This window comes from Rhizobium sp. WW22, from assembly GCF_047041135.1.
GTDB lineage: Bacteria > Pseudomonadota > Alphaproteobacteria > Rhizobiales > Rhizobiaceae > Rhizobium.
Map to the genome: position 1 here is coordinate 1243827 of NZ_CP178198.1, position 21337 is coordinate 1265163.

Annotated in this window: 21 protein-coding genes and 1 pseudogene; 15 read left to right on the forward strand and 7 right to left on the reverse strand. The window is 58.4% G+C overall.

Annotation, left to right across the window (positions count from 1 at the left end; translation table 11 throughout):
* The first annotated feature begins 337 nt into the window (after window positions 1–337).
* Window positions 338–1527, forward strand: a pseudogene (locus tag ACK83U_RS06265) (cystathionine beta-lyase).
* Here the strand turns inward: ACK83U_RS06265 and ACK83U_RS06270 are convergent.
* Window positions 1528–2691: an FAD-dependent monooxygenase gene (locus tag ACK83U_RS06270; protein WP_112610195.1), complete on the reverse strand. Its 1164-nt coding sequence runs from the start codon at window positions 2689–2691 to the stop codon at window positions 1528–1530.
* 28 nt (window positions 2692–2719) lie between these two features.
* Complete coding sequence (locus ACK83U_RS06275) at window positions 2720–2965, reverse strand: zinc-finger domain-containing protein (protein WP_015339780.1); 246 nt, start codon at window positions 2963–2965, stop codon at window positions 2720–2722.
* A 203-nt stretch (window positions 2966–3168) separates the two neighbouring features.
* On the opposite strand from ACK83U_RS06275, the gene ACK83U_RS06280 reads away from it, so the two are divergent.
* Window positions 3169–3954 (forward strand): alpha/beta fold hydrolase, encoded by a 786-nt coding sequence (locus ACK83U_RS06280; RefSeq protein ID WP_112610197.1) that lies wholly within the window; start codon window positions 3169–3171, stop codon window positions 3952–3954.
* Window positions 3955–3962: 8 nt separating this feature from the next.
* On the opposite strand, the gene ACK83U_RS06285 is transcribed toward ACK83U_RS06280, so the two are convergent.
* Window positions 3963–4763 carry an enoyl-CoA hydratase-related protein gene (locus ACK83U_RS06285; protein ID WP_112610347.1) on the reverse strand — a complete coding sequence of 267 codons (801 nt, stop codon included), beginning with the start codon at window positions 4761–4763 and terminating at the stop codon, window positions 3963–3965.
* A 76-nt stretch (window positions 4764–4839) separates the two neighbouring features.
* Here ACK83U_RS06285 and cysE point away from each other — a divergent pair, with 76 nt between their 5' ends.
* The 5 genes from cysE (at window position 4840) to clpA (ending at window position 9935) form a co-directional block, all read left to right on the forward strand.
* Complete coding sequence (gene cysE, locus ACK83U_RS06290) at window positions 4840–5703, forward strand: serine O-acetyltransferase (RefSeq protein WP_112400491.1); 864 nt, start codon at window positions 4840–4842, stop codon at window positions 5701–5703.
* A gap of 124 nt (window positions 5704–5827) precedes the next feature.
* Window positions 5828–6031, forward strand: a complete 204-nt coding sequence (locus tag ACK83U_RS06295; protein WP_015339784.1) for a DUF3126 family protein — start codon at window positions 5828–5830, stop codon at window positions 6029–6031.
* Window positions 6032–6383: 352 nt separating this feature from the next.
* Window positions 6384–6749, forward strand: a complete 366-nt coding sequence (locus ACK83U_RS06300; RefSeq protein WP_075852495.1) for a phasin family protein — start codon at window positions 6384–6386, stop codon at window positions 6747–6749.
* A 287-nt stretch (window positions 6750–7036) separates the two neighbouring features.
* A complete protein-coding gene (gene clpS, locus ACK83U_RS06305; protein ID WP_041677877.1) occupies window positions 7037–7390 on the forward strand; it encodes an ATP-dependent Clp protease adapter ClpS in 354 nt (117 codons plus the stop codon).
* A gap of 10 nt (window positions 7391–7400) precedes the next feature.
* A complete protein-coding gene (gene clpA, locus ACK83U_RS06310; protein WP_112338310.1) occupies window positions 7401–9935 on the forward strand; it encodes an ATP-dependent Clp protease ATP-binding subunit ClpA in 2535 nt (844 codons plus the stop codon).
* A 113-nt stretch (window positions 9936–10048) separates the two neighbouring features.
* Here the strand turns inward: clpA and ACK83U_RS06315 are convergent, their stop codons facing one another.
* From ACK83U_RS06315 to ACK83U_RS06330, 4 genes are all read right to left on the reverse strand, one after another.
* Complete coding sequence (locus ACK83U_RS06315) at window positions 10049–10477, reverse strand: HIT family protein (RefSeq protein WP_112610199.1); 429 nt, start codon at window positions 10475–10477, stop codon at window positions 10049–10051.
* Window positions 10478–10518: 41 nt separating this feature from the next.
* Complete coding sequence (locus ACK83U_RS06320; protein WP_112610201.1) at window positions 10519–11706, reverse strand: GNAT family N-acetyltransferase; 1188 nt, start codon at window positions 11704–11706, stop codon at window positions 10519–10521.
* A gap of 123 nt (window positions 11707–11829) precedes the next feature.
* The gene (locus ACK83U_RS06325; RefSeq protein ID WP_112610203.1) at window positions 11830–12549 is read right to left on the reverse strand and encodes a glycerophosphodiester phosphodiesterase; all 720 of its coding nucleotides are present in this window, start codon (window positions 12547–12549) and stop codon (window positions 11830–11832) included.
* Window positions 12549–13016, reverse strand: coding sequence for a RidA family protein (locus ACK83U_RS06330; RefSeq protein ID WP_112338313.1), 468 nt, complete (start codon window positions 13014–13016; stop codon window positions 12549–12551). The genes ACK83U_RS06325 and ACK83U_RS06330 overlap by 1 nt, the downstream gene beginning before the upstream one ends.
* Before the next feature lie 136 nt (window positions 13017–13152).
* On the opposite strand from ACK83U_RS06330, the gene ACK83U_RS06335 reads away from it, so the two are divergent.
* The 8 genes from ACK83U_RS06335 (at window position 13153) to rseP (ending at window position 21208) form a co-directional block, all read left to right on the forward strand.
* Entirely contained in the window at window positions 13153–13980 is an 828-nt protein-coding gene (locus ACK83U_RS06335; RefSeq protein ID WP_015339792.1) for a cell envelope integrity EipB family protein, read from the forward strand.
* Window positions 13981–14185: 205 nt separating this feature from the next.
* Complete coding sequence (gene rpsB, locus ACK83U_RS06340; RefSeq protein WP_069612086.1) at window positions 14186–14953, forward strand: 30S ribosomal protein S2; 768 nt, start codon at window positions 14186–14188, stop codon at window positions 14951–14953.
* Window positions 14954–15224: 271 nt separating this feature from the next.
* Window positions 15225–16151, forward strand: a complete 927-nt coding sequence (tsf, locus tag ACK83U_RS06345; protein WP_112338316.1) for a translation elongation factor Ts — start codon at window positions 15225–15227, stop codon at window positions 16149–16151.
* A 237-nt stretch (window positions 16152–16388) separates the two neighbouring features.
* Entirely contained in the window at window positions 16389–17108 is a 720-nt protein-coding gene (gene pyrH / locus ACK83U_RS06350) for a UMP kinase (RefSeq protein ID WP_112610205.1), read from the forward strand.
* Between the two features lie 56 nt (window positions 17109–17164).
* On the forward strand, window positions 17165–17725 hold the full coding sequence (gene frr, locus ACK83U_RS06355; protein WP_015339796.1) for a ribosome recycling factor: 561 nt from the start codon (window positions 17165–17167) through the stop codon (window positions 17723–17725).
* Between the two features lie 103 nt (window positions 17726–17828).
* Window positions 17829–18575, forward strand: a complete 747-nt coding sequence (locus tag ACK83U_RS06360; RefSeq protein WP_112338318.1) for an isoprenyl transferase — start codon at window positions 17829–17831, stop codon at window positions 18573–18575.
* Window positions 18575–19408, forward strand: a complete 834-nt coding sequence (locus ACK83U_RS06365; RefSeq protein ID WP_112610207.1) for a phosphatidate cytidylyltransferase — start codon at window positions 18575–18577, stop codon at window positions 19406–19408. Before ACK83U_RS06360 ends, ACK83U_RS06365 begins: the two co-directional genes overlap by 1 nt.
* 126 nt (window positions 19409–19534) lie before the next feature.
* Window positions 19535–21208, forward strand: coding sequence for an RIP metalloprotease RseP (rseP, locus tag ACK83U_RS06370; RefSeq protein ID WP_112610209.1), 1674 nt, complete (start codon window positions 19535–19537; stop codon window positions 21206–21208).
* Window positions 21209–21337 lie beyond the last annotated feature (129 nt).

A 21337-nucleotide genomic window follows, 5' to 3' on the forward strand; every position in this document is an offset into this window, starting at 1 on the left:
AGAGTATCGCCTCCGAAGCAGGTCCCTTGGGAACCACGTTCCTTCCTTCTCGGAGCGAGTGGCGCTATCACAGTCGTAAAAGGTGTAGCGGTCAAGAGATCGCCCTAATTATTGCGGATTTATTCGGCATTTTCGCTCGCCCCGGCCGAAAACTGGGCATTTGGCGTCAAAATGAGCGACGTTTTGCCAAAAAACTGCGCGAAAATGCGGTTTCTTCTCTCATTTTTGTTATTTTAGCCTTCGAATAATGTGAGCGCATTGGAAGCACCGGGGTTGACCAGGCGGAGCTTGGTCGCCACAAATCCACTTTCTCGCAGCGCCAAAGGCATATCCGGACATGAAAGACAAAGACAACTTCCTGCAGAACGCCGGCATCAACACGCGTTTGTCTCACATCGGCAATTCGCCGTTCGATTTCCATGGATTCGTCAATCCGCCCGTGGTGCATGCTTCGACGGTGCTGTTTCCCAATGCGCGGGTGATGGAGACGCATGACCAGAAATACACCTACGGTACGCGTGGAACGCCGACTACGGATGCGCTTTGCGAGGCGATGAATGCGCTAGAAAGCTCCGCTGGAACGGTAATCGTTCCCTCGGGGCTTGCAGCGGTGACGGTGACGTTTCTCGCTTATCTGTCTGCTGGCGATCATGCCTTGATCGTCGATTCGGTCTACGGCCCCACGCGATTCTTCTGCGATACGATGCTGAAGCGCCTCGGTATCGAGGTCGAATATTACGATCCTATGGTGGGTGCCGGCATCGAACAGCTGATCAAGCCGAACACTAGGCTGGTCCATACTGAAGCGCCGGGCTCCAACACCTTCGAAATGCAGGATATTCCGGCTATTTCGGCGGCGGCTCATCGTCATGGCTGCGTCGTCACCATGGACAATACCTGGGCGACGCCGCTCTATTTCAAGCCGCTCGACCATGGCGTCGACGTTTCCATTCATGCCGTGACGAAATATCCGGCCGGCCACTCTGATATCTTGATGGGAACCGTTTCGGCCAATGAGCGCATTGGAAGCAATTGATCGCCGCGCATGGGCAGCTCGGTCTCTGCGGCGCGCCTGACGATGCCTATCAGGTCCTGCGCGGCTTGCGTACCATGGGCCTGCGTCTGGAGCGTCATCAGGAAAGCGCGCTTGCGATCGCACAATGGCTCGAGGGCAGGGAAGAAGTTGCGCGCGTGCTGCATCCGGCCCTGCCGAGCTTCCCGGGCCACGACTTGTGGAAGCGCGATTTCAAGGGAGCGAGCGGAATTTTCTCTTTCGTTCTGGCCGTCGGCGATCCGCAAAAATTCAAGGTGAAGGCGCATGCCTTCCTGGATGCTCTGCGCATTTTCGGTCTCGGCTATTCCTGGGGCGGCTTCGAGAGCCTTGCACTGCACGTCAACCTCAGTGACCGGCGCGTGACCAAGGCTCCGACGGAGGGGCCTGTTATCAGGCTGCAAATCGGCCTGGAAGACGTCGCCGACATCAAGGCGGATATCGAAAACGGCTTTGCTGCCGTCCGGCAGGTCTGATCAGCCGATGGCGCGATAGCCGTAGATCCAATCCATGTCCGCCGCGAGGCTTTGCGGCGGGCGCAGCGAGAGGACGAGATCGCGCGCCAAGCGGATGGGGCCGCGTGCGTGATAGGCAAACTGGTTGAAGGCGGCGCGCTGGCGCAGGCGGGATATCCGCGGGGCTCGATGCCTCTCGTAGAGCTCGAAAGCTTCCGCGGGCTCGCGTCCCGAAAGCATGCCGGCAAGCTCGAAGGCGTCCTCTATTGCCATGGCCGCACCCTGGGCCGCAAACGGCATCATCGCATGCGCGGCGTCCCCGATCAGAATCGTATCGCTGCCATTATGCCATCGGCCCGCCTTCATCTCGTAGAGCGGCCAGAAGCTGGCCTGCTCCTGGGCTTCGAGCATTTGCAGGATCGTTCTGTTCCAGCCGGAAAAGCCGCGCAGCATCTGCTCACGTTGCGTTCTGTTGCCGGCTATGCCCCAATCGCGGCTGGTGCCGCTGCCGGAGACGATCGCGACGATATTGAAGGCGGCAGTTTCCCGAATGGGATAGCAGACGAGATGGCTCGATGGCCCGAGGAAGGCCGTAACGCTTGTCTTGCTCAGGACGGAAGGGGCGACCGCCTCAGGAATGGAGAAACGCCAGGCAATATTGCCCGAAAAGAGCGGCGAGGGCGCGCCTGGCACCATCGCGTGCGCTTTCGACCAGACGCCGTCGGCACCGATGACGAGATCGAACTTCTTTCCAGCGATCTCTTCCAGCGCCAGCTTGTTTTTGATGTCGATGTGCCGGCCGAGATGCAGCCTGCATAGGGTATTGCCCGTCACCGCATCCAGAAGCGCCTTTTGCACGGTCGCTCGATGCGCGGTCCCGTAGGGCGCACCCCATCGCTCTCTTGCAAATTTTCCACAGGGAACCAACGCAACGGGACGCAGGGATGAGCCGGACACGAGCCGGACTTCCTCCGGCTCCAGCCAAACGGATCGAAGTTTGTCGAGAACGCCGAGCGTATCGAGAATGCGGGAGGCATTTGGCGAAATCTGCAGGCCGGCGCCAACCTCGGTCAGCACCTCTGCCTGTTCGAAAATGTCGGAGGCAATGCCATGTCGCGCCAGCGCCAGCGCCGCTGTCAATCCAGCTATTCCGGCGCCGATGATTGCGGCTGCTTTGATCGGCATTTCTTGTGTCCGATCGGACGCTATGGCGTCAGGCAGCCTTGAAATGGAAGACGCAGCCGGCCGGATTGGTCTGATCCGCCTTCAGCGACGGATTGTAGCGATAGAGCGTCGAGCAGTAGGAGCAAACCTTCTCGTTCTCATCTCCGAGATCGATGAAGATGTGCGGATGATCATAGGGAACCGAAGCGCCGGTGCACATGAATTCCTTCACGCCGATTTCGATGACGCGATGTCCGCCGTCGTTCTGAAAATGGGGAATATTGTGGCCGGCCATGATGATCTCCGAATGCGTCTTGCCGTGAGCGGCATGAATGTTGCGCCAGACTTGGTAGCCCCTCTTTATAATCCTTCTTCCCGATTGTGTAGTGCGAAAGTCCGGCTTGATGCAGAGATTTTCGCAAGCGCAGGGTTCATTTGATATCGCCGATAAAATATGGTCCGCCGCCAAGAGGACCTAATTTTTATAAAGACGAAGCCATGAATTTGAATGCTCCCAAGATGCTCCACTTTGTCCGAGATGGATTGAAGCTCGCCTTTTTCGACGAAGGAGATCCGAACGGCCCGCCAGTGCTGCTGATCCACGGCTTCGCCTCCACGGCGATTACCAATTGGGTCAATCCCGGCTGGCTGAAGACGCTCGGCGAGGCGGGTTGTCGCGTCATCGCCATCGACAATCGCGGTCACGGTTCGAGCGACAAACCTTACGATGTCGATGTCTATCACCCTTGGATTATGGCAGAGGATGCCGTGGCACTCCTCGATCATCTGGACATTTCAGAGGCGCATGTCATGGGTTATTCCATGGGCGCGCGCGTTTCTGCCTTCATGGCGATCGCTCATGCGGATCGTGTCCGCTCACTGGTTCTCGGCGGCCTCGGTATCGGCATGGTCGAGGGCGTCGGCGATTGGGATCCGATTGCGGATGCGCTGGTGGCGCCGTCGCTCGATGATGTCACCCATACGCGCGGGCGCATGTTCCGTGCTTTTGCCGAACAGACGAAAAGCGACCGTCAGGCGCTGGCCGCCTGCATCCAGGGCTCGCGCGATCTGGTTTCACGGGACGATGTGGCGAAGATCGAGGCGCCGACATTGATCGCCGTCGGCACCAAGGACGATATTGCCGGCTCCGGGCAGGAGTTGGCTGCACTGATGCCGAATGCCGAGGCCATAGACATTCCGAACCGCGATCATATGCTCGCCGTCGGCGACAAGGTCTTCAAGGCTGCGGTTCTGGAATTCTACCGGCGCCTGGACAGGCGCTAAGTTGCAAGTCACTTGCCGGTGAAATGCGGCTTCCGCCGCTCGGCAAAGGCGGCACGGCCCTCGGCGTAATCGGCGCTGTCGAACGTCTCGGCGCCGATCACTTCCGCTTCGCGCAACAGGTCGCCATCCTGCTCGATGACGGCCCGGATCGCGAGTTTCGAAGCGTGCAGCGCGATCGGCGCATTGGCCGCAATCGCATGGGTGAGGGCAGAGACTTCGCCATCGAATACGCTTGCCTCGACTTCCTCCAGAAGAAAGCCGACGGCAGCCATCTTCTCGCTCGACATGGAGGCACCGGTAAACAAGGCAACCTTCGCCATCTGCTGCCCGAGCGCGTTGACGATATCCTGCACGGCGTCGGCGGGATAGGCGATGCCGAGGCGAGCGGCGGGAACGGAAAACCGCGCGCCTTTTTCGGCGATCCGCAGATCGCAGGCGGCCGCGAGCCCGAAGCCGCCTCCATAGCAGATGCCGCGGATTGCGGCGATCGTCGGCACGCGGCAGTGACGGATAGCCTCGAAAGCCCGGCTGTTCAGAGCCTCATAGGCGACTGCGGTCTCGGAATTCTTGCGAACGCTGTCGAATTCGCTGATATCGGCGCCGGCTGAAAAATCCACGCCCGTGCCACGCAGAACAATCACATGCGCATGGGCTTCATCGGTCAGAATGCGCGCTGCTTGCGGGATCGCACGCCACATGGCGGCCGTCACCGCATTCTTTCTGTCGGGGTTGCTAATCGCGATCATGCCTATGCCATCGCTGCATGTCGCGCGAATGAGACCGCCGGCAAAATCATGCTCGAAAATCATATGCGACCAACCCATTTGTCTTGTGTGGCTTTTATTCTATATAATGCACCCCTGACAGAAAATCGGGAGACCGCCAATGGTCGCAGCAATGGATATTCGCCAGGTAGAGGGCTTGGGCGCAGTGAAGGTCATGGACCCGATCTGGGACAGCATGCGCGAGGAAGCACGCGCCGCTGCCGAAAAGGACCCGCTCCTTGCTGCCTTCCTCTATTCGACGATCATCAACCATCGTTCGCTGGAAGAATGCGTTATCTATCGCATTTGCGAGCGGCTCGACCATCCGGACCTGCAGGCCATCCTCCTGCGGCAGACCTTCGAGGAAATGCTGGCAGACTGGCCGGAGTGGGGATCGATTCTGCGCGTCGATATCCAGGCCGTCTATGATCGCGACCCTGCCTGCCTGCGGTTCCTGGAGCCGGTGCTCTATTTCAAGGGCTTCCATGCGCTGCAGACACATCGCCTTGCGCATTGGCTCTATAATCGCGGCCGCCGCGATTTCGCGCTCTATCTGCAGAGCCGCTCCTCCAGCGTCTTCCAGACCGATATCAACCCGGCGGCGCGCATCGGCAAGGGCATCTTCCTCGATCACGCGACCGGTCTTGTCGTCGGCGAGACGGCCGTGATCGGCGACAACGTCTCCATCCTGCACGGGGTCACGCTCGGCGGCACCGGCAAGGAGGGCAGCGACCGCCATCCGAAGATCGCCCATGGCGTCCTCATCGGCGCGGGCGCCAAGATTCTCGGCAATATCCAGATCGGCCATTGCTCGCGCATCGCCGCAGGCTCGGTAGTGCTGAAGGAGGTCCCCGCCAAGACGACCGTGGCCGGCGTTCCGGCCAAGGTAGTCGGAGAAGCAGGGTGTTCGGAACCTTCACGCTCGATGGACCAGCTGTTGGCCGAGCAATTGGTCGTGGATCAGATCATGGGCGCGGGAATCTAGAAAAATCCCGTGTGACTTTCGGAGGCTTGTGCTGCCGCTGAGGGGGTATGCGCGGTTCCGGTCTTTACACCGCCGCTTTTCCTATGCAAGAAGCGGCCAACCGAGATCCTCACGGAGAAGCATTGTGAAGCCTGAAGAAATCAAGAAGCTCGACGCCTATTTCAAGCGCACGTTCAACCCGCAGGTCGTGGTGAAGGCCCGCCCGCGCAAGAACGATTCTGCGGAAGTCTATCTCGGCGAAGAATTTCTGGGTGTCGTCTATATCGACGATGAAGATGGCGACCGCTCCTATAACTTCTCGATGGCCATTTTGGACGTCGATCTCTGATTCCATCGATCTCGTATAGTGATCGAGTATTCCGGCCGTATTTCATTGAAATGCGGCCTTTTTCTTTGGCAGTTATCAATTTGATCATTCCGCCACCGTTTTGATCTCTTGCGGCTTCTTTCTGACCAAATGCCAATATTTTAATCAAAGCCTGTGGTTGCAGGCCCGATGATATATTTTAGAAAAAACAAAATGATGCGCAGCACTCATCACTAGCGGCATTAGGGTGTTATCTAAAATACAACTAAAAGGGGTTATTGCGACGCACAAGACTACTTGACTATTTGTGCATTGCATTTAAGTTTTACCCCTGTAAACCGGCTACCGGTCGGCCAACAAGGGACGGAGAAGCATGTTCAATTTCGATGAAGCCAACAAGAAGGGCAAGGAAGCCATGGACACGGCGCTGAAGAGCTATTCCGATGTCACTAAGGGTTTTCAGGCGATCGCCGCCGAAGCTGCTGAATACTCCAAGAAGTCTTTCCAGGATGGTGTTGCGCACTTCGAAACGCTCGCCGGCGTCAAGAGCTTCGAAGCTGCCTTCGAACTGCAGAGCAGCTATGTGAAGTCCTCCTACGAAAATTTCGTTGCCGAAGCCACCAAGCTCGGTGAAATGTATGCCGATCTCGCCAAGAACGCCTACAAGCCCTACGAGGCGCCCGTCGCGGCTGCAACGAAGGCTGCCAGCAAGGCAGCAGCTACGGCGACCGCCGCTTAAGCTTTCGCCGAAAGGCAAAATTTCCGAAAAGGCCGGCTGCGCGATGCGTGGCCGGTCTTTTGCGTTTTGGTGCATCGAACCAAAGGCGAAGATATGCAGCGACTTTTTTGACCGCAGCCCGCTTTGTCAGCGAATTGTGATTGCAGTGTTCCGCAAGGGGCTTAAAATCCCGCCAATATGAACTAAGTTAGAGGTTCGGATATCCGGCCCGACCAAGTGAAGAACCCAACCCCAGTGCCAAGTCGGAATGCGATAGCTTCTGCCGGATGATTTGAGGAATGAATGAAATGATCGCTGAGCCGATCCGGATGCAAAACAACAGCGAAAGGAACGGGGACAACGGAAACCGTGGGACCTCGGTGATTACACGCACCAAGCCCAAAACCAAAAAACCGAACCTGTACCGCGTGCTGCTTCTGAATGACGACTATACGCCCATGGACTTCGTGATCCATATCCTGGAGCGTTTCTTCCAAAAGGATCTCGAAGGCGCCACCCGTATCATGCTTCATGTCCACAACCATGGCGTGGGTGAGTGCGGGATATATACATATGAAGTAGCCGAAACGAAGGTGAGCCAGGTGATGGACTTTGCCCGGCAGCACCAGCATCCGCTGCAATGTGTTATGGAAAAGAAGTGAGGATCTGAACGTGCCAACATTTTCGCCTAGTCTTGAGAAGGCGCTGCATCAGGCACTGACCTACGCGAACGAGCGGCATCACGAGTATGCCACGCTGGAACATCTGCTTTTGGCGCTGGTAGACGACGCCGATGCCGCAGCTGTCATGGGCGCGTGCAATGTTGATCTCGACGCGCTCCGTAAGACTCTGACTGAATACGTCGATAATGAACTCTCCAACCTGGTCACGGGCTATGATGAGGACTCGAAGCCGACCTCCGGCTTCCAGCGCGTCATCCAGCGCGCCGTGATCCATGTGCAATCTTCCGGCCGCGAGGAAGTGACGGGCGCCAATGTTCTCGTCGCGATTTTCGCGGAGCGGGAAAGCCATGCTGCCTTTTTCCTGCAGGAGCAGGAAATGACCCGCTACGACGCGGTCAACTACATCTCTCACGGCATCGGCAAGCGCCCGGGTTCCTCCCAGACCCGCACGCCGCGCGGCGCCGAGGAAAGCGAATCCGAGAGCAAGCCGACCTCCCGCGGCGAGCAGGAGGAGGGCAACGGCAAGAAGCAGCAGGATGCGCTGAAGGCCTACTGCGTCAACCTCAATGAGAAGGCCAAGAGCGGCAAGATCGATCCGCTGATCGGCCGCCACTCTGAGGTCAACCGCACCATCCAGGTGCTGTGCCGCCGCTCGAAGAACAACCCGCTCTATGTCGGCGATCCCGGCGTCGGCAAGACGGCGATTGCCGAAGGTCTTGCCAAGCGGATCGTAGAAGGCAAGGTGCCTGAAGCTCTGGCCGATGCCACGATCTTTTCGCTGGATATGGGCACGCTGCTTGCCGGCACCCGTTATCGCGGCGATTTCGAAGAACGCCTGAAGCAGGTCGTCAAGGAACTCGAAGAGTATCCGGGCGCCGTGTTGTTCATCGACGAGATCCACACTGTTATCGGTGCGGGCGCCACCTCCGGTGGCGCGATGGATGCGTCGAACCTGCTGAAGCCGGCCCTTTCCTCTGGCGCGATCCGTTGCATCGGCTCGACCACCTATAAGGAATACCGTCAGTTCTTCGAGAAGGACCGGGCTCTCGTCCGCCGTTTCCAGAAGATCGACGTCAACGAGCCGAGCATCGAGGATGCCATCGAAATCATGAAGGGCCTGAAGCCCTATTTCGAAGAGTATCACCACCTGCGCTACTCGAACGATGCCATCAAGTCGGCGGTCGAGTTGTCGGCCCGCTATATCTCCGACCGCAAGCTGCCGGACAAGGCGATCGACGTCATCGATGAAACCGGCGCCGCGCAAATGCTGTTGCCGCCCTCGAAGCGTCGCAAGCTGATCACCGAGCGCGAGATCGAGGTGACGATCGCCACCATGGCCCGCATTCCGCCGAAGACGGTTTCCAAGGATGACGAGATGGTTCTCGCCAACCTCGAGCAGGAACTGCGTTCGGTCGTCTACGGCCAGGATACGGCGATCGAAGCACTTTCAACTTCGATCAAGCTGGCACGTGCCGGCCTGCGCGAACCGAACAAGCCGATCGGCTGCTATGTCTTCTCCGGCCCCACCGGCGTCGGCAAGACGGAAGTCGCCAAGCAGCTTGCTTCCTCGCTCGGCGTCGAACTGCTGCGTTTCGACATGTCTGAATATATGGAGCGCCATACGGTTTCCCGTCTGCTTGGTGCACCTCCCGGCTATGTCGGCTTCGACCAGGGCGGACTCCTGACCGACGGCGTCGATCAGCATCCGCACAGCGTGGTTCTGCTCGACGAAATCGAGAAGGCGCATCCGGATATCTTCAATATCCTGCTGCAGGTCATGGACCACGGCGCGCTGACCGACCACAACGGCAAGAAGATCGACTTCCGCAACGTCATCCTTATCATGACGACCAATGCGGGCGCTTCGGAAATGGCCAAGGCTGCGATCGGCTTCGGTTCGTCCAAGCGGACCGGCGAGGATGAAGAGGCTCTCAACCGCCTGTTCACCCCGGAATTCCGCAATCGTCTGGATGCGGTCATTCCCTTCGCACCGCTGCCGACGACCGTTATCCACAAGGTCGTGCAGAAGTTCATCATGCAGCTGGAAGCGCAGCTTTCCGAACGGAACGTTACCTTCGACCTGCATGAGGACGCAATCGCATGGCTGTCCGAGAAGGGTTACGACGACAAGATGGGCGCCCGTCCGCTGGCGCGCGTCATCCAGGAAAACATCAAGAAGCCGCTGGCGAACGAAATCCTCTTCGGCAAGCTGAAGAAGGGCGGCGTCGTCACCGTCACGGTCGGCAAGAAGGAAGACGGCTCGACCGGCATCCTGCTCGAGGCGATCGCCGACACCGCTCCGATCCGGCCGAAGCCGGAAGCCGAAGTGGGCGATGTGCCGGCCGAGGTGGAAGAGGATGACGGCGACACGACAGTCAAGGCCAGAAGCCGCGTCGGTAAGGCTGCGACGGCAGCCGATAGCCGCCGCTCGGCTAAAGCTGCGACATCAGGTGAAAGCGGCGAGTCCGAAGGCAAGTCACCGCGCAAGGGCGGTGGCACGGTTCCGAAGGTTCCGCGTAAGTAAGTAGTCGCCGATCGGTGATTTAAAAAAAATAAAACGGCTGCGTTAGAAATAATGCAGCCGTTTTTATATGGTTATAAGAAAAATCTCAGAGAAGACTTGAGGAGCTCGGCGCATCAAGCCAGCGCTTCGATGATCTTTCTAGCGTTTTCCGCCAGCACGGCGCCATCCTCCATCTTGCCCGAATGCGGCTTCAGCGCGACACCCTCAATGCGCGGAATAACGTGGAAATGCAGATGGAAGACGGTTTGCCCCGCGGGGGGCTCGTTGAACTGCGCGATATAGACGCCGTCCGCGTCGAAGGCTTCCCGAACGGCGACGGCGATCTTCTGTACCACGGTGATAGCCTGCTGCAATGCAGCCGGTTCGGCATCGAAAATATTGCGGGAGGGCACCTTCGGCACGACAAGCGTATGGCCCGGCGACTGCGGCATCACATCCATGAAGGCTACTGTATGCTCATCCTCGTAGACGCGGTAGGAAGGGATCTCGCCTTTCAGGATCTTTGCGAAGATATTGTTGTCGTCATAGGCGGGGCTGGTCATCCAGTGTCTCCTCGTCTTGCGTTTGTGTTTATGCCGAACGGTTAGATATCCTGCCGTTCACCTTTGCGGAAGGGGCTGTGCTCGGTGAGGATTTCGCTCATCTCCTCCACTTGTTCCCGCTCATGCTTCAGATAGTCCGCAACGGCGCGTCGCAGGCCCTGATGACCGATATAGTGCGCGGAATGCGTGATGACGGGAAGATAGCCGCGCGCCAACTTGTGTTCGCCCTGCGCCCCGGCTTCCACGCGCTTCAAGCCTTTACTCAGCGCAAAATCGATCGCCTGATGATAGCAGACTTCGAAATGCAGAAAGGGATGATCCTCGATGCAGCCCCAATGGCGACCGTAAAGCGTCTCGCCGCCGATGAAGTTGATGGCGCCGGCGATGTAACGTCCTTCGCGCCTCGCCATGACGAGCAGGATATCGTCAGACATACGCTCGCCGATCAGCGAATAGAATTTCCGCGTGAGGTAGGGGCGGCCCCATTTGCGGCTGCCGGTATCCATATAGAAGGCGAAGAACTGGTCCCATATGCCTTCGGTCAGATCGCTGCCGGTCAGCCAGTCGATGGTGATGCCATGCTCGACCGCCGCGCGCCGTTCCTTCTTCAACGCCTTCCGCTTGCGCGATGCTAGCGTCTCCAGGAACGCGTCGTGATTGGCATAGCCCTCGTTGATGAAATGGAACTGCTGGTCGGTGCGATGCAGATAGCCGTCGGTTTCGAAAACAGAAATCTCGTCTTCCGGCAGGAAGGTGATGTGCGCCGAGGAAACGCCGAGCTGCCGGGTGACCTCTTTCAGACTTTCGGCAAGCGCCGGCTGCAGCACGCTTCGGTCCTGTCCCTCAGCGACGAGCAGCCGCGGTCCCGTGGCGGGCGTGAAGGGAATGGAGCACTGCAGCTTCGGATAATAGCGGCCGCCGGCCCGTTCGAAGGCATCGGCCCAGCCGTGGTCGAAGACATATTCGCCCTGGCTATGGCTCTTCAGGTAGCCCGCGACGGCACCAAGCAATTCGCCGCCGTCGGTTTCGAGCAGCAGATGACTGCCGAGCCAGCCGGTCTTGTCGGTCGCGGAACCGGACTCCTCCAGCGATGACAGGAAGGCGTGCGAGACAAAGGGATTGTAGGGCAGGACGCTACCGGTTCTGGACGCTCCGGCGAGCTTCGACCAGCTTTCCGGGGCGATGTTCTTGAAGGATCGTTCGACTCGAATGGATAATTCGTCTGTCATCAAACTCTTGCGCTTGGAAGGAAGAGAGGGGCTTTCACCGCTGCGCCATCCGCCCGATCGGCGTGCTGTCGGCGCAGCGGCAATTTGGGTATGCGCAAAGCCTCTCCTTCAATCGATGCCGATTTACGAGGCCTGGCGCGGATCAAAACCTTCAAAGGTCATCTGGTCTGCGTTGGCAAACGTATGTTTGCGGGCCGCTTCGTTGCGCACGGTCCAGGTGATGACCGGAATACTGCGCTGGCGTTGCGCCGTAACAAAGGGGTTCGGCAAGTGGCCGTAGAAATACGAAATGAAGTCTAGCCCAAGATGCATGGCTTCGTCATGCTGAAAAAACGTCTCAGGCTTGTTTCCTTCGGCCGTCAGTCCCACAGGGTAGGGTGCTTCCAGCGCCTTGAGGTCCTTGAGCAGCCAATGGTCGAAACTCATCAGGGCCACATGGCCTTTATAGCCTTCGAGCACTTCGAGAACGGATTCCGCAAAGCCTTCGTCATCGCCCTCGCGTCCTTTCAGCTCAAGCACGAGCGGCACCTTGCCGCCGCAGAGCTGCAGAAGCTGCTTCAGCGTCGGGATCTTGTCCCTGGTGCCGCCTATAGAAAGCAGGCCGAGTTCCGCCGAGGTGCGCTCGCGCACTTCGCCCGGCAGATTGCAGACGCGCTGGAGGTCGTCGTCATGGAAGACCACGGGAACGCCGTCCGAGGCGTAGTGGAGATCGCACTCGATGGCAAAGCCGGCTTCGATAGCGCGGTTGAAGGCGGAAAGCGTGTTCTCCCAGACTTCTTTGTTCATGTCATGATAGCCGCGGTGAGCGACGGGGCGCTCGGTCAGCCAGGCAAGCTTGCTCATTATGCAATTTCCAGAATGGCATCGATTTCAACGGCGGCATTGAGCGGCAGGGCGGCCATGCCGACGGCGGCGCGGGCATGCTTGCCGGCTTCGCCCAGTACGTTTGCCAGAAGATTGGACGCGCCGTTGATCACTAGGTGTTGTTCGACGAAATCGGGCGTTGAGGCAACGAAGCCATTGAGCTTGATCAGCCGCTTGATCCGGCCGAGATCACCGCCGAGGGCAGCTTTCGCCTGGGCGAGAATATTGATGGCGCAGAGCTCTGCCGCCCGCTGCCCGCCGGCTACATCGACATCCTTGCCGAGATGACCCGTCACGCCGATCTTGCCGTTTTCCATCGGCAGCTGGCCCGATAGATAGAGAAGATTGCCGCTGATGACATAGGGAACGTAATTGGCGGCCGGTGCTGCAGCCTGCGGCAGAACGATGCCGAGTTCCTGCAGGCGGCCCTCAATAGCGTCGGACATTATTCATCTCCCGTTTTGTTGTAAAAACTTCAAAAATCCGGCATCAAGACTAAATTCGGTCACTTAGGATCGGCAGCCTCGTTTCAGCCGAAAGCGTTCTTATAACATCGCGTGCGAGTCCAACAGGAGATAATGAATGTTCCGCTCGAGTCTTGCTGCTACCGTTTTTTCGGGCCTGAGCATTCTGTCCCTAGGGGCTTCGGCAGCCCATGCGGCCGGTCCAAGCGGGCTGATCGCGCATCGCGCCGTCTACGAGCTCGAACTGAAGGATGCTTCTGATCGCTCCGGCATTTCCGGCATGGTCGGCCGGATGGTCTATGAGTTTGAAGGCTCGGATTGTACCGGATTCACCACTAATTTCCGTTTCGTGACCAAGATCGACACCGGCGATTCCACTCGCGTCAGCGACCAGCAGACGACGACCTTCGAGGATCTCGGCAAGCGCTTGTTCCGCTTCGAAACCAAGTCCTATACCGACAGCCAGCTCGACAAGGATGTGCGCGGTGCGGCAAGCGACGACCAGAAGGGCATCAAGGTGGACCTCACCCAGCCGCACAACAAGCAGGTCCAGATCATCGAGAGCCGTTTCCCGACGGAGCATATGCTCGACATCATCCATAACGCGAAGCTCGGCAAGAATTTCTTCGAAGCCCAGGTCTTCGATGGTTCGGATGACGGCGACAAGCCGCTGATCGCCACCACCGTCGTCGGCAAGGAGCAGACGCCGGCCACCGATGATCCCGATGCTGACAAGGCTGGCGCCTTCTCTAAGACACCTTTCTGGCCGGTGACCGTGGCTTATTTCAACGAAAAGTCCACGGGCGACGCCGTACCTGTCTACCGTATGTCCTTTAAACTTTACGAGAACGGCATCACGCGCGACCTCACCATGGATTATGGTGACTTCGTGCTGACCGGTAAGCTCACAAAGCTTGAAGTTCTCGGTACGAAGGCCTGCCAGTAGCCCACTGCGGGATGGATTGAGATAAGAATCGGCTATTTTGAGCCTCAAGCCTTGCATTCCACGCGAATCGAATGTATGGGCACCCGCATTCCACACGTAAGGCATGGGATTGTCCGGGAGAAATCCGGATTGTTCCGCCCGGTGGCATTCTCGAAGAGGATGCTGTTCGCCTTGCGGAGGTTCAACCGGAAAAGGATACAAAGGCATGGCATTGCCCGATTTTTCTATGCGCCAGCTTCTTGAAGCAGGTGTTCACTTCGGCCACCAGACGCACCGCTGGAACCCGAAGATGAAGCCGTACATTTTCGGCGATCGTAACAACATCCACATCATCGACCTCGCACAGACGGTTCCGTTGCTGAGCCGCGCTCTGCAGGTTGTCAGCGACACCGTTGCCCGTGGCGGCCGCGTCCTGTTCGTCGGCACCAAGCGTCAGGCGTCCGAACTGATCGCTGACAGCGCAAAGCGTTCGGCTCAGTACTACGTCAACGCCCGCTGGCTCGGCGGCATGATGACCAACTGGAAGACGATCTCCAACTCGATCCAGCGTCTGCGCAAGCTCGACGAAATCCTCTCCGGCGAAGCCCAGGGCTTCACCAAGAAGGAGCGTCTGAACCTTGAGCGCGAGCGCGAAAAGCTCGACAAGGCCCTCGGCGGTATCAAGGACATGGGCGGCACGCCGGACCTGATGTTCATCATCGACACCAACAAGGAAAAGATCGCGATCGACGAAGCCAAGCGCCTCGGCATCCCGGTCGTCGCAATCATCGACTCGAACTGCGATCCGGACCTGATCGACTATCCGATCCCGGGCAACGACGACGCCTCGCGCGCCATCGCTCTTTACTGCGACCTGATCTCGCGCGCTGCCATCGACGGTATCGCTCGCCAGCAGAGCGCATCGGGCCGTGACCTCGGCGCTTCCGAAGAAGCTCCGGTCGAGCCGACCCTGGCGGACGGCACCGAAGCCTGATCGCGCCAAGAGGCGGACAATAAACTGTCCGCCCAAGCGCAATGACATCCGGGATAAGGCCGTTTGCGACTTAACAAGTTCGAGCGGCCTTATCGCGTTTTTGGTAACTGCTCGCCTGGACGAAAAATCCAGGCATGTTCCAAACAGAATTCCAAAGTATGACGCTGCTTCATAACGCTGTCATACTTACGGGTACATTTCGTCCCTCAAATCGGTGCCGCTTCGGCTTGACGCCTTTTGCCGCACCGTATGAACCGACAAGAGGAAGCTTATGACCGAGATTACGGCTGCACTGGTGAAAGAACTGCGCGAAAAGTCTGGCGCAGGCATGATGGACTGCAAGAAGGCGCTGACCGAGACGAATGGCGATATCGAAGCCGCAATCGACTGGCTGCGCGCCAAGGGCATCTCCAAGGCCGACAAGAAGTCCGGCCGCACCGCCGCTGAAGGCCTGATCGCCATTGCCGGCGCCGGTCACAAGGCCGTTGTTGTCGAGCTCAACTCCGAAACGGACTTCGTTGCCCGCAACGATGCCTTCCAGGACCTCGCTCGCGGTATCGCCGAAGTTGCGCTGTCCACCGACGGCACGGTTGAAGCTATTTCGGCTGCGACCTATCCCGCATCCGGCAAGCCGGTCGCCGACGCCATCAAGGACGCGATCGCAACCATCGGCGAGAACATGACGCTGCGTCGTGCCGCCAAGCTGGAAGTCGAGCACGGCGTCGTGGCGACCTACATCCATAACGCTGCCGGTGACGGTATCGGCAAGCTCGGCGTTCTCGTCGCCCTGAAGTCGGTCGGTGACAAGGCCGTTCTGACGTCGATCGGCCGTCAGATTGCGATGCACATTGCCGCTACCAACCCGCTGGCTATCCGTGCCGAAGAAGTCGACGCCGCCGTTGCCGAGCGCGAACGCAACGTCTTCATTGAACAGTCCCGCGAATCCGGCAAGCCGGAAGCCATCATCGAAAAGATGGTCGAGGGCCGCATGCGTAAGTTCTTCGAGGAAGTCGCTCTTCTCTCGCAGGCTTTCGTCATCAATCCGGACCTGACGGTCGGTGCTGCCCTCAAGGAAGCTGAAAAGACCGCCGGCGCCTCGATCGAAATCACCGGCATGGCCCGTCTGCTGCTCGGCGAAGGCGTCGAGAAGGAAGAAAGCGACTTCGCCGCAGAAGTTGCAGCTGTCGCCAAGGGCTGATCTGAGCATTTCTAGGAAAAGTGCCTAGCGGTTTTCCGTTCGGAATGCGTAAGGAAACAAAACGATACGACTTTTCCGCAGTTTGAAGACGTGCGGAAAAGCCCGATCGAAAAGAGACATATCCCGGTTTGGTGAAACCATATCAGGGAAAACGTCAGGGCATCGCGTGACAACGCGGTGCCCTTCGTGTATCCGGCTTTCACAATCATTCCCCGGTGATCACTTCAAGGAGCTACGATGTCCCAGCCGATCTACAAGCGCGTGTTGCTCAAGGCCTCCGGTGAAGCTCTGATGGGCAGTCAGGGGTTCGGTATCGATGTCACCGTCGCGGACCGGATTGCCGGCGACATTGCGCAGGCGCGCGAAATGGGTGTCGAGGTCGGTGTCGTCGTAGGCGGCGGCAACATCTTCCGCGGGGTAGCCGTGGCTTCCAAGGGTGGGGACCGCGTGACCGGCGACCACATGGGCATGCTCGGCACGGTCATCAATGCATTGGCCCTGGCGACCTCGCTGCGCAAGCTTGATATCGATACCGTCGTGCTCTCGGCCATCTCCATGCCGGAAATCTGCGAGAGCTTCTCGCAGCGCGCCACGCTTTACCACCTCTCGCTCGGCCGCGTGGTGATCTTCGCCGGCGGTACCGGCAATCCCTTCTTCACAACCGATTCTGCCGCAGCGCTGCGTGCCGCCGAAATGGGCGCCCAAGCGATCTTCAAGGGAACTCAGGTCGATGGCATTTATTCCGCCGATCCGAAGAAGTTCCCCGATGCCGAGCGCTTCGATCATCTGACCCATAGCCAAGTGCTCGAAAAGGGGCTAGCCGTCATGGATGTTGCAGCCGTTGCGCTTGCACGCGAAAATTCCATTCCGATCGTCGTCTTCTCCATTCACGAGAAGGGCGGTTTCGCGGAAATCTTGACCGGCGGCGGCCGCAAGACCATCGTATCAGACAATTGATATTCCTGTGACGTCGGGTCAGCCCCGGTGTCGCCTCATTACAGGGGAGCATAGACATGAGTGAAGCCAGCGATCTCAAGGAACTGAAGCGCCGTATGGATGGCGCCATTGCGGCATTCAAGAGCGATATCGCCTCACTGCGCACCGGGCGTGCATCCGCCAACATTCTCGATCCTGTGACGATCGAAGCTTATGGCTCGCGCATGCCGCTGAACCAGGTGGCCAACATCACCGTGCCGGAGCCGCGCATGCTGACCGTGTCGGTATGGGACAAGTCGATGGTCAGCGCCGCCGAGCGAGCCATCCGCGAATCCAATCTCGGCCTCAATCCGATCGTCGATGGCCAGAACCTGCGCATCCCGCTGCCGGAACTCAACGAAGAGCGGCGCCGTTCGCTGGTGAAGGTCGCCCACGAATATGCCGAAAAGGCGAAGGTAGCGATTCGCCATGTGCGTCGCGATGGCATGGATGGCCTCAAAAAGGCCGAAAAAGACGGCGTAATCGGTCAGGACGAGAGCCGCTCGTTGTCCGAACGTGTGCAGAAAATGACGGATGAGACGATTTCGGAAATCGACCGCTTGCTAGCCGACAAGGAAAAGGAAATCATGCACGTCTGATCGTACGCTGGGGAGTGTCGAGCTTTTCGCAATATTGAAAGCCGCGACCGCGCCCTAGATTACCAGACCATAGCATCTTTCCGCTGAACGAAACCGGACCCATATGTCAGCTCCTACGTTGTCTGCCGTACCTGAACACGTTGCCATTATTATGGATGGCAACGGTCGCTGGGCCAATGCGCGCGGCCTGCCGCGCACCATGGGTCATCGCAAGGGCGTGGAGGCGGTTCGGGAGACGGTGCGGGCGGCGGGCGACATCGGCATAAAATATCTGACGCTGTTTGCCTTCTCTTCGGAGAATTGGCGCAGGCCCGAGGCGGAGGTGAGCGATCTCCTTGGCCTTCTCAAGGCCTTCATCCGTCGGGACCTTGCCGAACTTCATCGCCAGAACGTACGTATCCGCGTCATCGGCGATCGTACCGGTCTGCGTGGCGATATCCTGCCCCTGCTGCTCGAGGCGGAGGAGACCACCAGGAACAATACGGCCCTGACGCTGGTCATTGCCTTCAACTATGGCTCGCGCGACGAAATCACGCGTGCCTTCGTAAGTCTTGCCAAGGATGTCGAAGCCGGAAGGCTGCGCCCGCAGGACATAACTGCGGACCTGGTCGATGCCCGTCTCGACACGGCAGGTATTCCTGATCCGGATCTCATCATCCGCACGAGCGGCGAGGAGCGGCTCTCTAATTTCCTGCTCTGGCAGGCCGCTTATTCGGAATTCATGTTCGTGCCGGATTATTGGCCTGATTTCAGCCGCGAGCTTTTCTTCTCGGCGCTGGAGAAATATGCTGCTCGCGACCGGCGTTTTGGTGGCCTTTCCGCCAAGCAGGCGGCGGCCGTGGGGTCCTGATGAGCCGCGAACTCAGGCTGCGCATTATCTCTGGCATTATTCTCGCTGTCGTCGTTCTTGCTGCTACCTGGTATGGCGGCACAGGCTTTCGCCTGCTGGCTGCCGTAATCGGGCTGCTCGTCTATTATGAATGGTCGACGATATCGGATCTGCATGGCCGCGATCCTCAGGGAAACGCGCTCGGCTGGCTTGGGCTCGTATTGATCGCCGGCGCGACCGTGTTGAGCGAATCCGTCTATTCCATAGAGGTTCTTGCTGCCTTCGTCGCTGTCACGGCGATCATGGTCGCGGCGCGCGGCAAGAGCTGGTGGCTGCCGGGCGGCATATTCTATTCCGGACTGACGGCGATTGCCCTTGCCGAGATTCGCGATGACGATTTTCGCGGTTTCGTGCTGATGCTGTTTATCTTTGCCGTGGTATGGGCGACTGATATCTTTGCCTATTTCGTTGGCCGCGCTATAGGCGGGCCGAAGCTTGCGCCACGCATATCGCCGGGTAAAACATGGTCGGGCGCAATCGGAGGCGCCGTCGCAGCCGTCGTGGCGGGAGCCGCTGTCGTCTGGAGCTTCTTTTCAGCTGAAGACCTGTGGATCCCCGTCCTTGCCCTGGTGCTTTCGGTCTGCAGCCAGATCGGCGACCTATTCGAGTCATTCATCAAGCGCAAGTTTGGCGTGAAAGACTCCAGCCGTATGATTCCCGGACATGGCGGCGTCATGGATCGGGTCGATGGACTAATTTTTGCTTGTTTTGCAGCGTTTTTGTTGGCTATCGTAATATCGCTGACAATGGGCGGCGAGACCTTATCATTGGGCGGCGTTCTGCTCGGGGTCTGATACCAGAGCAATTCCAGGAAAATCGCTCAGCGGTTTTCCGTCCGGAATTGCGAGAAAACAGAAAGATGGGGTAGTTCGGAGCTTCCGTGAAAGCTTGAACCACTCCAACACGAACAGGATCGTTGCATGGGTAGCGCGGCTGGCTTCATCGGTTTCTTGACAAACAACGTTATTACGTTTGTTTTTGTGCTGTCGCTGCTCGTTTTTGTGCACGAAATGGGCCATTACCTGGTGGGCCGTTGGTCGGGCATCCGCATTATGGCTTTTTCGATCGGCTTCGGGCCGGAGATTGCCGGATTTACCGACAGGCACGGCACCCGCTGGAAGCTTTCCCTTATTCCGCTCGGCGGTTATGTGCGATTCTTCGGTGATGAGGATGCCTCCAGCAAGACCGATGTGGATCAGCTCTCGGCGATGACGGAGGAGGAGCGCGCTCAATCCTTCGCCGGCGCCAAGCTCTGGAAGCGGGCCGCAACCGTGGCAGCGGGCCCGATTGCCAATTTCCTGCTCGCAATTGTGATCTTTGCCGTTCTTTTCAGCGTCTACGGCCGCACGGTCGCTGATCCTGTCGTTGCAATGGTGACGCGTGACGGCGCGGCCGCGGAGGCTGGCATTGAACCAGGCGACCGCCTGATCGCTGTCGATGGCAACAAAGTGACGACTTTCGATGAAGTGCAGCGCTATGTCGGCCTGCGCCCGGGCCGTACTATCGTACTGACTGTCGACCGCGACGGTCAGAATCGCGATTTCCGAATCGTGCCGAAGCTGGTGGAGGACACGGATCAGTTCGGCAACAAGATGGAAATGGGTCGCATCGGCATTGCGCTGGTCGATCCGGTCGTCACTGCGGTGGAGCCGGGTGGACCGGCGGCAAAGGCCGGCGTGCAGGCGGGAGACCACTTGATTGCCGTTGATGGCAATAATGCTGCCACCTATTACGATATCGGCCGCTACATCGCCGAGCACCCTGGCAAGAGCGTCGTGCTGACAGTTCAGCGTAATGGCGTGATCCGCGATTTCACGATGACGCCCGAAACATTGCCGGATACGGATGCATCCGGCAATAAGAAGGATGTCGGCAGCATCGGCATCGCGCCGATCGATCCGTTGATTGCGTCGATCGGTGCTGACAGCCCGGCCCAGGCGGCAGGCTTGGAGCTCAGTGACCGCATTCTTTCTGTGGATGGACGAGCGATCGGCTCCATCGGTGAGGTGCAGCGTTACGCTGCAGCTCATGCCGACAAACCCATCACGCTCTCGGTGGAGCGCAACGGCCAGACACGCGAAGTGGCCGTGACGCCGAAAAAGTCGGAGGAGACCGATGTCTTCGGCGCTCGGACGGAGATTGCCACGATCGGGATCGGCGACGGACAGAAGCCGATCAAGCTGCGTTACGAGGCTTATGGGCCGCTGCGGGCGCTTTCCGAAGGGGTGAAACAGACCGGCAGTATCGTTTCCGGTACCTTTGAATATCTCGGCAACGTCATCGGCGGGTACATGAAGGCCGATCAGCTCGGGGGACCTATTCGGGTTGCGCAACTTTCGGGGCAGATGGCAACCCTGGGTTTTGCCGCGGTGCTCCAATTCGCCGCCATACTTTCTGTTTCAATAGGGTTATTAAATTTGATGCCGGTCCCGGTACTTGATGGCGGCCATCTGATGTTCTATGCGATTGAAGCCGTAAGGGGAAAACCTCTGGGTGCACGGGCGCAGGATATCGCTTTCCGGATTGGATTTGCGATGGTGCTCTCGCTCATGGTGTTTGCGACCTGGAACGATATTAGTTCCCGAATAGGCTAGTGGGGCGACGAGAGGAAAATTACGATTTATTTACGATGTTTCAAAGCGGTAGTGGCGAATGGGCCACGGTTTGAAATGAAGTAAACAGAAATTAACGTGCTCCCTTGCTTGTATGTCAAAAGCGGGTAA

Bases quoted from the DNA above. Each gene is read 5' to 3' on its own strand.
- ACK83U_RS06270 (WP_112610195.1), bottom strand. From the start codon at position 2,691: ATGCCGATCAAAGCAGCCGCAATCATCGGCGCCGGAATAGCTGGATTG.
- ACK83U_RS06275 (WP_015339780.1), bottom strand. From the start codon at position 2,965: ATGGCCGGCCACAATATTCCCCATTTTCAGAACGACGGCGGACATCGC.
- ACK83U_RS06280 (WP_112610197.1), top strand. From the start codon at position 3,169: ATGAATTTGAATGCTCCCAAGATGCTCCACTTTGTCCGAGATGGATTG.
- ACK83U_RS06285 (WP_112610347.1), bottom strand. From the start codon at position 4,763: ATGATTTTCGAGCATGATTTTGCCGGCGGTCTCATTCGCGCGACATGC.
- cysE (WP_112400491.1), top strand. From the start codon at position 4,840: ATGGTCGCAGCAATGGATATTCGCCAGGTAGAGGGCTTGGGCGCAGTG.
- ACK83U_RS06300 (WP_075852495.1), top strand. From the start codon at position 6,384: ATGTTCAATTTCGATGAAGCCAACAAGAAGGGCAAGGAAGCCATGGAC.
- clpS (WP_041677877.1), top strand. From the start codon at position 7,037: ATGATCGCTGAGCCGATCCGGATGCAAAACAACAGCGAAAGGAACGGG.
- ACK83U_RS06315 (WP_112610199.1), bottom strand. From the start codon at position 10,477: ATGACCAGCCCCGCCTATGACGACAACAATATCTTCGCAAAGATCCTG.
- ACK83U_RS06320 (WP_112610201.1), bottom strand. From the start codon at position 11,706: ATGACAGACGAATTATCCATTCGAGTCGAACGATCCTTCAAGAACATC.
- ACK83U_RS06325 (WP_112610203.1), bottom strand. From the start codon at position 12,549: ATGAGCAAGCTTGCCTGGCTGACCGAGCGCCCCGTCGCTCACCGCGGC.
- ACK83U_RS06330 (WP_112338313.1), bottom strand. From the start codon at position 13,016: ATGTCCGACGCTATTGAGGGCCGCCTGCAGGAACTCGGCATCGTTCTG.
- ACK83U_RS06335 (WP_015339792.1), top strand. From the start codon at position 13,153: ATGTTCCGCTCGAGTCTTGCTGCTACCGTTTTTTCGGGCCTGAGCATT.
- rpsB (WP_069612086.1), top strand. From the start codon at position 14,186: ATGGCATTGCCCGATTTTTCTATGCGCCAGCTTCTTGAAGCAGGTGTT.
- tsf (WP_112338316.1), top strand. From the start codon at position 15,225: ATGACCGAGATTACGGCTGCACTGGTGAAAGAACTGCGCGAAAAGTCT.
- pyrH (WP_112610205.1), top strand. From the start codon at position 16,389: ATGTCCCAGCCGATCTACAAGCGCGTGTTGCTCAAGGCCTCCGGTGAA.
- frr (WP_015339796.1), top strand. From the start codon at position 17,165: ATGAGTGAAGCCAGCGATCTCAAGGAACTGAAGCGCCGTATGGATGGC.
- ACK83U_RS06360 (WP_112338318.1), top strand. From the start codon at position 17,829: ATGTCAGCTCCTACGTTGTCTGCCGTACCTGAACACGTTGCCATTATT.
- ACK83U_RS06365 (WP_112610207.1), top strand. From the start codon at position 18,575: ATGAGCCGCGAACTCAGGCTGCGCATTATCTCTGGCATTATTCTCGCT.
- rseP (WP_112610209.1), top strand. From the start codon at position 19,535: ATGGGTAGCGCGGCTGGCTTCATCGGTTTCTTGACAAACAACGTTATT.